The sequence below is a fragment of the Halopiger xanaduensis SH-6 genome (assembly GCF_000217715.1).
Lineage (GTDB): Archaea > Halobacteriota > Halobacteria > Halobacteriales > Natrialbaceae > Halopiger > Halopiger xanaduensis.
Genome location: NC_015667.1, coordinates 41,117 through 53,263, shown reverse-complemented (window position 1 = coordinate 53,263; position 12,147 = coordinate 41,117). Strand labels below are relative to the sequence as shown.

At 52.2% G+C, this 12,147-nt stretch carries 12 protein-coding genes; 4 read left to right on the top strand and 8 right to left on the bottom strand.

Annotated features, from left to right (window positions below; genetic code table 11):
- Positions 1-105: 105 nt before the first annotated feature.
- The 3 genes from HALXA_RS22300 to HALXA_RS21385 form a co-directional block, all read right to left on the bottom strand.
- Positions 106-267, bottom strand: coding sequence for a hypothetical protein (locus HALXA_RS22300; RefSeq protein WP_013881848.1), 162 nt, complete (start codon positions 265-267; stop codon positions 106-108).
- A 375-nt stretch (positions 268-642) separates the two neighbouring features.
- Positions 643-951 (bottom strand): hypothetical protein, encoded by a 309-nt coding sequence (locus HALXA_RS21830; protein WP_148263724.1) that lies wholly within the window; start codon positions 949-951, stop codon positions 643-645.
- Between the two features lie 1,226 nt (positions 952-2,177).
- Entirely contained in the window at positions 2,178-2,672 is a 495-nt protein-coding gene (locus HALXA_RS21385; protein ID WP_083822884.1) for a hypothetical protein, read from the bottom strand.
- Between the two features lie 325 nt (positions 2,673-2,997).
- Here HALXA_RS21385 and HALXA_RS19710 point away from each other — a divergent pair, with 325 nt between their 5' ends.
- Complete coding sequence (locus HALXA_RS19710; protein WP_013881845.1) at positions 2,998-4,155, top strand: Fic family protein; 1,158 nt, start codon at positions 2,998-3,000, stop codon at positions 4,153-4,155.
- A gap of 143 nt (positions 4,156-4,298) precedes the next feature.
- Here HALXA_RS19710 and HALXA_RS21380 read toward each other — a convergent pair whose 3' ends face one another.
- The gene (locus HALXA_RS21380; RefSeq protein ID WP_013881844.1) at positions 4,299-5,246 is read right to left on the bottom strand and encodes a transcription initiation factor IIB; all 948 of its coding nucleotides are present in this window, start codon (positions 5,244-5,246) and stop codon (positions 4,299-4,301) included.
- Between the two features lie 224 nt (positions 5,247-5,470).
- Between HALXA_RS21380 and HALXA_RS19705 the strand changes: the two genes are divergently transcribed.
- Positions 5,471-6,835 (top strand): MmgE/PrpD family protein, encoded by a 1,365-nt coding sequence (locus HALXA_RS19705; protein WP_013881843.1) that lies wholly within the window; start codon positions 5,471-5,473, stop codon positions 6,833-6,835.
- 128 nt (positions 6,836-6,963) lie between these two features.
- The gene (locus HALXA_RS19700; protein WP_013881842.1) at positions 6,964-7,797 is read left to right on the top strand and encodes a phosphosulfolactate synthase; all 834 of its coding nucleotides are present in this window, start codon (positions 6,964-6,966) and stop codon (positions 7,795-7,797) included.
- Positions 7,798-8,078: 281 nt separating this feature from the next.
- Here the strand turns inward: HALXA_RS19700 and HALXA_RS19695 are convergent, their stop codons facing one another.
- The gene (locus HALXA_RS19695) at positions 8,079-8,642 is read right to left on the bottom strand and encodes a hypothetical protein (RefSeq protein WP_013881841.1); all 564 of its coding nucleotides are present in this window, start codon (positions 8,640-8,642) and stop codon (positions 8,079-8,081) included.
- Positions 8,643-8,807: 165 nt separating this feature from the next.
- On the opposite strand from HALXA_RS19695, the gene HALXA_RS22975 reads away from it, so the two are divergent.
- Positions 8,808-9,041: a hypothetical protein gene (locus HALXA_RS22975; protein ID WP_449271603.1), complete on the top strand. Its 234-nt coding sequence runs from the start codon at positions 8,808-8,810 to the stop codon at positions 9,039-9,041.
- A gap of 604 nt (positions 9,042-9,645) precedes the next feature.
- On the opposite strand, the gene HALXA_RS21370 is transcribed toward HALXA_RS22975, so the two are convergent.
- From HALXA_RS21370 to HALXA_RS21360, 3 genes are all read right to left on the bottom strand, one after another.
- Positions 9,646-10,443, bottom strand: coding sequence for a helix-turn-helix transcriptional regulator (locus HALXA_RS21370; RefSeq protein WP_013881840.1), 798 nt, complete (start codon positions 10,441-10,443; stop codon positions 9,646-9,648).
- A gap of 299 nt (positions 10,444-10,742) precedes the next feature.
- Positions 10,743-11,243: a hypothetical protein gene (locus HALXA_RS21365; RefSeq protein ID WP_148263723.1), complete on the bottom strand. Its 501-nt coding sequence runs from the start codon at positions 11,241-11,243 to the stop codon at positions 10,743-10,745.
- A 134-nt stretch (positions 11,244-11,377) separates the two neighbouring features.
- A complete protein-coding gene (locus HALXA_RS21360) occupies positions 11,378-12,145 on the bottom strand; it encodes a hypothetical protein (protein WP_013881838.1) in 768 nt (255 codons plus the stop codon).
- Between the last annotated feature and the right edge of the window lie 2 nt (positions 12,146-12,147).

The window sequence follows — 12,147 nt, the reverse complement described above, 5'->3', positions numbered from 1 at the left end:
TTGATGAGATGGTCCATCTACTTGCGTCACCCTGACCGCGGTGTATCCACACCCGGACAGGATATTCAGAAGTATCGGGTCCTGCTCCCGATAACTGTACTACCTTTACTTATCGTTCTCCGCGTTGGTTTCTGAGTCGTTCTCTGCGTCCTCCTCATCGCCATCAGCACCCGGACCAAGCCCAGGCTCTGGTTCTTCATCTATCTCGTCTTTCGCAGCGTCAAGGCCTTCTTCGTTGGAATCTTCTGACTTCGAATTATTCCCCATGGCCCTTGGTAGCAGAGACCGAATACAAAACGTCATCTCCTGCTATCTTTGGGATGGCGTCTCTGAATGAGCGTCTAGTACACATATGTAGTGTACAGGAGGTTCACCGGTTTCTGCGTGAAACAAACGAGGGTGTGGTGCTGAACTTATCCTCTGTATGCGGCAGGTCGCTCTTATCAGTGGTTCGGTAGTTCGATCAGGCCTTGCTGAATAGATGGCGCGAATGTCGCATGAGATCAGGTCCGATTTGCGAAAGTGGAGATCGCTCAGTACAGGCTGTTTACTGATCAGAGCATTCGCCTCTCTCCTGATCGGAAGAAAGGGCGGCGAATAGCAAGTAACACCTGCGAACTGACGTTCTGGAAGGATGAAGTCTTAATCAAGTACGAAATCGCCTCTTGGTGGTTCAATTCGAATAGGTATTCCATCAACTTCATCAGGAATCTCATCTGCAACCTCTTCTTCAGCGTAGACTACGGGTTGGAAACAAGTTTTACCTGCAATAACTCGCTTACCTTTCCCCAACCCAGTTCCGGTAACTCCTTCCGTATCACTGAATTGATCGCGTAACGTCTGAAGAACGCGCTTAGCGCGTTGATTGTGTTCATACCACTCTTTTGGAACACGCTCTGTGGCGTTTCCGTCCGGCCCTTCCTCAGTCGTAACCTCAATCCATTTAGTCATACAGAATATTAGTCTCCTGTCACCAATAGTGCTTCTGGGGTAGGAGTTCGATTGATCCTCCGTGAAGAGAAGACACTACCATTCTGAGCGCTATATTGGACCCAAGGTAAGATGAAATGAGAACAGATTATCTACTAAATACGCACGTGTAGTGAGCAGATAGTCCGCCATTTTCGGTGTGACAAACGAAGATGCCGTGCTGAATTCATCCTCTGTATTCAGCAGGTGGTTTCTGATATCCTTCGGATAGATCGGTCGTCGTTCCGTTACCTGCTTGACCTGTACTTGTCATCAGTGACACTGAACAATTGCTCGTGTGTTTTCACTCGAGGGCTGGGCCATGACGAGGAGTGCTACATCGGTTGCATTCCCAGATGGGTGGTGATGAGACTGAAGAATTTGACGCAGTATCACGGCCGTCGAAGACGTGAATTGTCTCTTCGTCGCAGTGGCGACAACAGAGTCGCGTCTTTCGTGGAATACTCGGTTCTGGTTGCGTGGTTTGATTTGATCGGGAGGATTCGTGTAGCGCAAGTGCGGGGACGACCCACTGATATGGATCCTCGAGTCCAGATAATTCCTCGCTGTCGTCAGTGGCGTCTCCCCACTCATTGTACAGAATCGGGAACTCGCTACCGACTGCTGACCATCTTGCACTATCTTCGTCCACGACGTCTTCGAGTTGCTCGAGCAACTGCTCCCCTGGTTCAGAGTTACGACTGGCGGCTGATGGGAGTGACGTCCAACGTTCGTCGAGCTGCGGTGCCGGCTCGTCAATATCGGCTACGAGTTGGTACCCATCGATCGGCCCGTCGTCAGCGACTAGTTTTCGACAGGCGGCTGTTCCCTTTGCTATAGCCTCGTAACGAGTCCGTGCAGGGACGACGATGAAGACAATACTCAATAGATTCTCAGTGGCCTCGTCAGTCGCCTCATCTGGAGGGTCGATACGCTCGGTCAGACAGAACAGGCATTTCGTTCGGTCTGATGGAATCGATGCCCCACATGATCGACATTTAGACTCGGTCTCTCGCTTTTGGGTAGCTTGGATCGAATTGCCGGCGGTACTAGGCTCTGTTCGATGCGCGTTCTCGTGGTTCTCCTCGAGTTCGTGATCGACAGCGGGTGAGGCTTCTCCGAGCGGACGTAACTCTTGGTGGTCGTGTTCTCGCTGATCCATTGGTCCACTGGCGTTGGCTGCGGCTTCTTACTTAAATTCGAGGTCATTATCTCTCTTGAACCTCCAAAACCTCGAGAAGCGCGTCCCTATGTGACCGAATCGTTGTCGGCGACGTGTTCGATACTGCGGCGAGTTCCTGCTGTGTAGCCATCCAACCGCGTTTCTGGCCTGCTCTGTACAGGTAGCCTGCAGCAAATCCATGCAGGTGACCTCCAATCGTGATCCCGGCGTCCTCTGCAAGTGCCGCCAATTCGAGCGCCCGATGCTGGATTTTGTCTGGAGTTCCCAGTTCGGTTGCGAGTCGTGGAAGAACGCTTTTGGGCTGTGGAAGCTGTCGGAAGCTCGAGTTCGGTGTTATCGCCGAATACGCACATTCGAGGGACGACGAACGGGCCCGAACCGAGGATGAACGCACGGTTGTTAACGACCATTTCGCCGAGAGCCATCCCGCCGATACCAAACACTTTGAACGGGAGCATCGTACCTGTCGCCGTATCGACGAGGTACGGGGTGAGATAGCCGTTCGCGACCATTTCGACATCCGTCCACACGTCGCTGTCAATCAGGGCCTGCGTAGTCTGATCGAAATTCATCGCCAAACGATTCCGACCAACCGGCCGAATTCAGATATAAGAGCGCGCCAGAACCGCAGGTAGCCGACGTAGCTGATGGCAGTCTACGGTGATATGCAACAACCACTGTTCTAGTCCGATCAATTCGACGGTCGGTTTGCGTACGGTGGTGGATGGCGCCACGTTCTCCAAAACTCGCGCCTCGTATTTTGATCGAGTCCCCTCTCAGAGCCCAGTAATCAAATCGGTTTAAGAGCAATATGATTAACAAGCTGGAACTCGTGGTATAGTCAAATGCCGACTCGAGAACTTCCGGAAGAGGCACCCGGCCACTATCGCGAGTCTCATCCACATCCATACTACATTCCAGAGAAACTCCCCCTCTCGACACGAATTGATGTCGACGATGAACTCACGGAGCTTATCGCCGATGCGTCCTTTCAACTCGGCCGAATCGACGGGATCAGTCCAACCGTCGATTTCTCACCGGTCCTCTATACATCCCTCGTCCGACTCGAGGCCGTCGAGACTGCTGAAATAGAGGGTGCTGATGTCGATATGGACGAGGTATACGCCCATCACACACAGACCGGCCAAGACGAAAACGTCGACGTGAGCCGGGACTTGCAGGAGGTCCTGAACGCCGAACGCGCCCTTCAGAGAGGATTCGACGCGATCAAACAGGGGGAGCTGATAACGCTCGACCTCCTCCAGTCGCTCCACGAATTGCTCCTCGAAAACGTTCGCAATGAAGGCGAGGTCGTGGGAGAATGGCGGACGATCGATGTCCACCTTCCTTCACCGTACGCCAGTCAGCCCCCGTTCGTTCCGCCGCCGCACCAATCGGTTCCCGAGCTGATGGACTCTCTAGAGACATATATCCAGATGGGCGGTCAATATCACCCGCTCATTGATCTCGCGATTACGCATTATCAGTTCGAAACGGTTCATCCCTGTGAAGACGGGAATGGCCGACTTGGTCGCATTCTCATCGTATTACAGCTCTGTGCTGTAGGGTATCTGAGCGAGCCGTATCTCTATCCGAGCGCCTACTTCAATCGCAACAAGCAGGAATACGTCGAAAAGATGCGCGCCGTAAGCGAAACCGGGGACTGGCACGACTGGATCACGTTCTTTATCGAAGGGATCGAGGAACAGGCGCGGGACTCGTATAAGCGGACACAGCGGTTGATGGAACTCCGGCGCGACTATGAGCAACGGTACCCACACCAGAAAACGAGTCATCGCCTTGCACGGGGCGTCTTCGATATGCCGTACTTCACTGCCAACGATGTCCAAGACGAGTTCGACGTCAGTCGACAAACTGCGTATAACGCTATCGAGGAGTTAATATCCGACGGTGTCCTCGTCGAGACAACTGGCAAACAGCGGAATCAAGAGTACAAAGCAATCGATATCTTCGACATCCTCGAGAGAAGGCCGGATCACTAGCTCGGGAACCGCAGGTTCACTGGCCGCCACATCGTCGAACGGAACTGCTGCGGGTATCCTCGAGGTTCTGTTCGAAGTTCGCCATCAAGGCCCCGACGACATCGGCCCGCGAAAGTTCGTGACCGCGACGGTCCTCGAGGTCGTCATCCCTTCTCCTGATCCTCTAAGACCTCGAGAAGCGTGTCCCTGTGTGCTCGTATCGTTTTTGGCGACGTGTTCGATACTGCAGCGAGTTCCTGTTGTGAAGTCATCCAACCGCGTTCCTGGCCCGCTCTGTACAGACAGGCGGCAGCGAATCCGTGCGGGTGACGTCCAGTTGTGATCCCTACGTTCGCTGCGATCGTCGCTAATTCGAGTGCCCGATACTGAATTTCGTCTGGTGCGCCCAGTTCGGTTGCGAGTCGGGGAAGAACGCTTTTGGGCTGTGGAACTGCTGTCGGAAGCTCGAGTTCGGTGTTCATTGCCGAGTAGGCACACTCGAGCTGTGATCGTGAGCACGTTGCTACCTGACTGATCTCCTCGAGGGGCCGCCCGAGTCCATTACAGCGAGATACTGCATACACGCTGGCTGCTGCGACTCCCTCGAGTGATCGTCCACGACAGAGGTCTTCTTTTTGAGCGCGCCGAAAGAGCGAACACGCCTGTTCCCGCAACGAGTCGGATAACCCAAGCGCGCTTACGAGTCGACGAACTTCACCGAGGCCAGTCGCCAGATTCCGCTCACGCTTTGACCGCCATTGGCTGCGTCGGTGTTCGCGTCGAAGGCGATTGAGCTGACGGCGTTTTTGCCCCGAGAGTGTGTTTCCCTGTCCATCTCTGTATCTGCCGATCTCGGTCGACAGTCCGCGATCGTGCCGTCCTGCAGTGAGCGGTGCCCCCGTTCGACGTCGGCTCGAGTCTGCCTCCGAGGCGAACCATTCGGGACCGTGGTCGAGCTGGTTTTCGTCGACGATCAAGCCACACTCTCGACAGTGCGCTTCGCGGTTCGCTGTGACGAGAGTGCCACTGCACTCAGGACATGACAGTGTCGATTGCGACTGTTGCGATGCGTCTCGAGTAGAGCGACTGCTGACGGTCTGATCCGTAGCCATCGTTTCTCCGACGAGGCACCTGACTGGCCGCCCCGCCACCCCTCCTCGGGCAACAAACCGCCTCGAGAATGCTACTGAGTGTGACCGTTGGCGGAGCCTACCCTGCAGGCAAAACTATGGCTACAACTGCGTCTATCTAAGAACGGAAGCAGATGAATCGACTGCGTCCTTTCTAGATGAATGCTGGGTAAAGGAGTTTCCCGCGAGCAACCGTACTCAGAGATATGACGACGACTGAGGAACTCGCCGAGTTCGTCCAAGAAGTCTCTGCTGAGGAGTTTTCCGAGGACACGCAGACGGAACTAAAAAAGCGAGTACTCGACTCGGTCGGGATCGGGATCAATGCTCTTGGAGCGGAGCCGGTGGAGGTCGTCCACCAGACAGTCCAGCGTGCTAATCCTGGCGATGACTGTACGCTCTGGGGGCGTGGCGAGACCGCATCGCCGGTCGGCGCCGCGATGCACAATACCGCGCTGACGCGCTATCTCGACTTCATGGACTCCTTTCTCGCGCCCGGCGAGACGCCCCACCCGAGCGACAACATCGGTGCGGTCGTCGCTGCTGCCGAGGTCGTTGATGCCTCTGGCGAGGAACTCTTGGAAGGTATCGGTGTCGCCTACGAGGTCCAAGGCGAACTCGCTTGGAATGCTCCTGTCAGAGACAAAGGATGGGACCACGTGACTCACACGGTACTCTCGGCGGTTTGCGGCGTCGCGAAGGTACTCGACCTCGATGTCGAGACGACCAGGGACGCCATCGGCATCGCCGGCACCGCTCACAACGCCCTTCGTGTAACTCGTACCGGCGGCATCAACGAGTGGAAGGGCATCGCCTCGGCCAATGCTGCCCGCAATGCCGTCTATGCAGCCCTGTTGGCCAGTGACGGGATGGAGGGACCCAAGGACCTCTTCGAAGGGCAAAAGGGGTGGAAGCAGACCATCAGCGGCGAGTTCGAGGTTGACCTTGACCCAGGTTGCACGCGCGTCCATGACGTCATGACGAAGCGATATGTCGCTGAAACGTACGCCCAGTCTGCCGTTGAAGGCGTTATCGAACTGGCGGAGCAAGAGGATCTCGATGGAAGTAACGTGAAACTCATTGATTTAGAAACGTTCGCCGGTGCTAAGCTCATTATCGGTGGCGGTGAGGGCGATCGCCATACGGTCGAGACGAAGGCCCAGGCCGACCACTCGCTACCGTATATGCTGGCAGCGGCGCTGCTTGACCGGGAGATGGGTAACACCCAGTATGAGCCCGACCGCATCATCCAAGATGACGTCCAGTATCTCCTCCGGCACGTCACCGTTGAGGAGGACGAAGAATTCACTGAACAGTTTGAAGCTGGGGAGATGCCCGCCCGCGTGACGGTCGAACTTAACGACGGTACTACTCACGTGGTCGAGAAGGATGCCTTCCAAGGCCATCCAACGAATCCGATGAGTTGGAATCAAGTCGAAACGAAGTTCCACGACACGGCCGGCACTAGACTCGACAAGGATCGCCGGGACGATATCGTTGCAACAGTTAAGGACTTGGAGTCGACAACCGTCACCGACCTCGTTACCCTGCTGGCCCAAGATGTTGTATAACTCGCTGGATAGAGGGTGACCAGCTGTTCCTGTTCTTCGGTCTGCGGCAGATGACACCCCTCAATTGCGGATCGAACTGGTCACCCCCCTCTCACTAAGGACTCAGAGAGCGAAGCTACAATCGTATTATGGTAGACCGTACGTTCGAATTCCTACACCACAACGAGCGCGAGGAGAAGCCCAGAGAGAAGGGGATCACGGAGATCCGTGGGCCGTATTACGATCCGATGGGCCCGCGCGAGCTTCGTGACCTTCTAGAGACGATGGGACAGTATGTAGATATCTACAAGTTCAGCGGTGGGTCCTTCGCGCTGATGCCTGAGGAGGCGGTGACGGAGTTAATCGACATCTGCCACGAGTACGACGTTAAAGTCTCGACTGGCGGCTACGTCGAGAACGTCCTGGTCCGCGACAACGACAAGGTCGAGCAGTACTTCGAGGAGGCCGAGCGGCTCGGGTTCGACATCGTAGAACTCTCAAGTGGCTTCCTGGCCATCGGGACAGACGACATGGTGCGGATGACGGAGATCGTCGCGGAGGACTACGAGATCGATCCAAAGCCCGAGATCAACGTCCAGTTCGGTGCCGGCGGTGCGACGGACCCGGATGTCCTCGAGGAACAGGGCCAGCAGGACCCCGAGCAGGCTCTCGAGGAGGGGAAACGCCATCTGGAGGCGGGCGCGGACCTCCTGATGGTCGAGGCGGAGGGCATAACCGAGGAGGTCAACGAGTGGCGGACGGATGTCGCCTACCAGATTGCGAATGGGCTTGGAATCGAGAACCTTGTCTTCGAGGCGCCTGGACCTGAGATGTTCGAGTGGTACATCAAGAACTTCGGCCCGGAGATAAACCTCTTCGTTGACAACTCTCAAATCGTCGAACTGGAGTGCATGCGATCTGGCCTTTGGGGGAAGGCGACGACATGGGGCCGGACCGTCACATGGAAGGGTGACGAGGAGTAGTTATCCTAATGGTACTATTACTGGCTCTTAAGAAACGTCCCCGTTGAAAAGGGTACAAGCAGGGAAAGCTCGTCCATCGAATCCAACAGGGTATCCCACTCGACAGTGTGGATGGCACTGGGAGTGTTCGATAACATCGAGTGGGGATGAGTGGACCTGCCTCGCGTGGCTCGGCACGTCGCTGTCAAACAGTGTCGAATTCGGCAGTGAGTCGATCTAGATACGGTCGTACAGGCGCTTGCTCTGCAAGTTAACCCAGTTAGCAAAAATTTTCGAGAGTCTCATCGTTGGAAGGTTCCATCTGGGTCCGGGACAAGCCCAGTCCGGATCTCGAGGTCGACACGGCGCAGATGCTTGCAGCCGCCGTCTGGTTGGCGCTGTTCGAAATCAGGGCAAGTGCACGTCTCCTCATCGACGTTGACTTTGTACGTGCTCTCGCTTTCGCTGACGACCTCGTAGATCGGTCCCGGGTGAGCGAAGTGGGCGTCGATCGCTTCGGTAAGGGCTCGGCGGGTCCGTGGCTCGTCGATCGAGTACCCGCCGGCCTCGAGCGGGGTCTGTGGCTGCGGGTCCTCACAGAGGGTCGTGAACTCGTCGCGCCGGTTGCGCTCTTGACCGCAGTTCTTGCAGCGCCAGTAGCGGGTCCGATACTCGTAGCTATCTGTGAGGTCGATGTCGTAGGGTGACGGCGCTTTGCCGGGGAGCCACTCGTCGATCGCAACGAGTTCGTGTCCGTTCAGGCGAGCGGTATCACCTGGGTAGTGCTGGGAACGGTCGTTTGTGAATTCGTCGTCAGTCGACCGCTCTCGATGCGTCTCGCTCTGAATCGGTCGGTCAGTACTCATCACTGATCTCGAGGCGGACGGAATCGCGCCTCACGCCTCTTGGCGCACAAAAAACGATTCGCGGAGCCTACAGGCGGGGTAGGCCGAGTGCCTCAAGGCTTGACCCCAAGACGATTCACTCTTAAGGACCTAGAAGAAGACTCGCCGGCGGAACTCTGCTGTCACATGTTGTTGATCGACGACAGCCACCATCACTCGTACTGTCTGCTGTCGCTCAGTTGCGTCGACGTCAACGAGATGGTTTCCAAGAACGAGCGACGAAGTACGGACTTGAATACGAAATCGAAGCTCTGTTCTGATACCTCGAGACACCTGCCGAGAATGATGACGACTATCTCCCCGAGTCGGACGAATTCTACGGGGTGGATCTTCCATAATGAGAATTATGAAGTAATCTAGCGACTTTCTCCTACTTAATTAACCAGTAGACACGTAACTCTCGTCACACGAATTATAGAGTACTGATGCTTCATACAACATTTGGACTTCTACCGGATATACACATATTTACTCTGGTCCATCTGACGGATAATATCCAAAAGTCTACAGCGCCAGTAAGTCTGTTCTGACTCGTACCAGAACACTCTCTCGCACCGAATAAACTGACTGATGTCCGGTACAAGGATACCATCAAGACGCTCCAACAGACAATCTTCTTCCTCTCAACGTAGACGGCTTGAGACGGATATTGATGCTCGAATCCCACAGAAGTTGAATGACGTCTACAAGCCGCTCCGGTTGAACATGGAGACGAAGATCCTGCTGCGATTCGGTAAGGAGGAAATCGCGACACTGGATCGTTCGTGCAACATTTCTGACGAGCAGATGAATCAACTCTCAGAGTTCGACATCAGACAAGACATCACCGCGGGCGCACATCTCTTAGGTCCACCACGAGGAACTCTCTGTTCTCAAAGTCCACCCACTCGGGAAAGTTGAGCAATCATCAGAAGAGACAACTGCCTCAGCTGAGGATGCTACTGTGATCTATTTACAGATCTCGTTACTCGGAGTAAGATAGTTCTTGACCCACCTCTTCAGATGCTGTGATAGGAATGGCATTTTCTCGTATTTGTGCATAAACTTCATTAGCCCAATCTAATGCAGAGTCTGTATCGTTAATGATCAGGCCAAATATGCCGCGTTCAGCGAAAACGACCACAATTGCTGTCATATTATCAACGATAGTAAGGCCAAATGAAAATGGGATTTCAGCACAAAGAATTTTGAGAGATGATAGCTCACTAATTTCTTTAACATCTTCAGGATATTCAGAAGATAACCAGTTATAGACCTTCCTTGGCAGAATTATTTCGATTGAGTCCTTCTCATCTGAGATACATGATTGGTAGAATTGATCGTGGTATCCCGCTACCACACGTGGTGTTGCTATGCGAATCTCAGTTGAATCTTGAATCTCATCAATTACCACTGCCATCAGGTCACCAGCTACATTTGGATGGGGTTCATGAACATCTGCAGATTGAATAAATTCTGGACTGAGTGGACAATTTGGGTCTACTGGCTCTATTATTGACTTAGATTTTTCTAGATCAGTAAGGAATTCAATATGCTCCTTCTGCGATTGATAGGCCAGTCTTCCGAACGTCGTTGGATGCCATTTTCCATCCTGGTATTCAATAAGATTCTGTTGTTCTAGTTCGCGGACTACATCATCAAGGGTTGAACGAGGCATCTCTAAAGAGGCCACAAGAGTTCTCTTTTCAGCAGGCTGTTTGACGATCTCTTGAAGACAATCAAATCTCTTGAGAAGAGTATCAGCGAGAGAGTTAGTATCCATCTAATCACCTCACCAAAAAATCTGTTTCTATCCCCACGCACATATTTGGTTGTAATAGAGTGATAAAATTCGGTTTGTCCGTAATTGAATGTTTCTTATGGTTATACCCAATGGAGGGCATGCCATGCAATTATATGGTTGAGTATTTAATCATTTCGGCCATTTTACAAGAGGGGGACTCTATGACCTGTGGATCCCCGATGAGGCCAGTACAGCTAGCATAAGTTGAAAAAGCGTCCAACGAGTAATAAGTAAATAGAAACGGATGAGATTGGAAGGTTCTATACGATATTAGTATATTACATAGATTGATCAGGCCGGATGTCTAATTCTTCATCTTCAGTAATATAAACAGCTACATTTGATGAATTATTAGTTGCATCCCACTCTAACTCCTCTGTTTTATTCTTTGAAATCGTAGCAGTGATTGAATAAGTTCCCGTCTCGTTAACAATGTCACTTATCCGCTTAATGTTGTCAGAGCTACCTTCCTCTAATTCATATTCTCCATCATGAACCGATTCATTATCAACATTAACTTGGATATCGATAGTGTGTGACTGGTTATGGTAATTTTTCAACAATATATCGCGAGGATCTTCAGAAATGGATGGTCGGGTCTCGTCGGATTGTAGAGGCTCTTCACTATTGTTTTCATCTCTATCAGGGTTCTGATCAGACTCAGTATCAGTGCTATTTTCAGATTCATTTTCTGGTGAACCATCCTCATTCCCTAAACAGCCAGCAATCGATGCCGCGAGAACCAATCCTGTACCAGTGACGAATTCTCGTCGTTCCATATCACTACTATTCAGGCCTAGCACAATAAATCTAGGACAAGGTAAAAGAGATATTTAATATAAGAGTTCATTCATATTTCTTCTCTTGTATAGAAAATATTGTTTGTTCGCTGGCTAACGTAGTAGGTCAGGCGTTAGAAATTCGAATCAATGTAAGAGTGTACACTACCCTCCGTACAGTCGCTCACCCACTCAACAATTTGTTCTGTGTCTCCATTATCACTACAAGAAACGCCATCCCAACTATACATAATACTGATTTCGTCAGGGTTCCCCGAACGAGTACTCACATCAGAAGGATGAGTAGCATCATATATATGAAGCAGTTCATGGAAGGCGACACCCTCTGATTCAACTTCTGAAAGCTCCGATGGGAGATTATTGTTATCTTCATGGTGAACATCTACTAAAGCATTTTTATAGGAGCTTTCACCAGCTCTTCCAACATACCCAATGCCATAGGTATTGTCATCATCACCGTGATAGTCAACAACGATAATAGAAGAGGGACCATCATAGAAATCCCCTTCATTATCGCGCAACCATTCATCGGCATCACTCAAGCGATCACCAAGATCGCTTGAGTTAGAAAGTTCACTTTCTGGAATTGTTACCCCTGCTGGACCTTGGGCTGTGAACCATGAATCATAGTCTCCATCATCTTCAATGTGGGAGTTCCACGCATCAGAAACCCAAGACAGAATCTGACTCATTTTGTTATAGTCCATATTGTCCCATAAGGATTCTGTCCCGACAAATTGTGTCCCGACATCGCTCGATGCTGCACTAGTATATCGATCGCTCTCATCAGAGCGAATCGTTGCTGTTTTGACTTCACCATCAACCCTGGTGATCTCAACTGTTTGCCCATTAACTTCCTTAGTTTCGATAGTCTGTTGCATTA

Bases quoted from the DNA above. Each gene is read 5' to 3' on its own strand.
- HALXA_RS22300 (WP_013881848.1), bottom strand. From the start codon at position 267: ATGGGGAATAATTCGAAGTCAGAAGATTCCAACGAAGAAGGCCTTGAC.
- HALXA_RS21830 (WP_148263724.1), bottom strand. From the start codon at position 951: ATGACTAAATGGATTGAGGTTACGACTGAGGAAGGGCCGGACGGAAAC.
- HALXA_RS21385 (WP_083822884.1), bottom strand. From the start codon at position 2,672: ATGTCGAAATGGTCGCGAACGGCTATCTCACCCCGTACCTCGTCGATA.
- HALXA_RS19710 (WP_013881845.1), top strand. From the start codon at position 2,998: ATGCCGACTCGAGAACTTCCGGAAGAGGCACCCGGCCACTATCGCGAG.
- HALXA_RS21380 (WP_013881844.1), bottom strand. From the start codon at position 5,246: ATGGCTACGGATCAGACCGTCAGCAGTCGCTCTACTCGAGACGCATCG.
- HALXA_RS19705 (WP_013881843.1), top strand. From the start codon at position 5,471: ATGACGACGACTGAGGAACTCGCCGAGTTCGTCCAAGAAGTCTCTGCT.
- HALXA_RS19700 (WP_013881842.1), top strand. From the start codon at position 6,964: ATGGTAGACCGTACGTTCGAATTCCTACACCACAACGAGCGCGAGGAG.
- HALXA_RS19695 (WP_013881841.1), bottom strand. From the start codon at position 8,642: ATGAGTACTGACCGACCGATTCAGAGCGAGACGCATCGAGAGCGGTCG.
- HALXA_RS22975 (WP_449271603.1), top strand. From the start codon at position 8,808: ATGTTGTTGATCGACGACAGCCACCATCACTCGTACTGTCTGCTGTCG.
- HALXA_RS21370 (WP_013881840.1), bottom strand. From the start codon at position 10,443: ATGGATACTAACTCTCTCGCTGATACTCTTCTCAAGAGATTTGATTGT.
- HALXA_RS21365 (WP_148263723.1), bottom strand. From the start codon at position 11,243: ATGGAACGACGAGAATTCGTCACTGGTACAGGATTGGTTCTCGCGGCA.
- HALXA_RS21360 (WP_013881838.1), bottom strand. From the start codon at position 12,145: ATGCAACAGACTATCGAAACTAAGGAAGTTAATGGGCAAACAGTTGAG.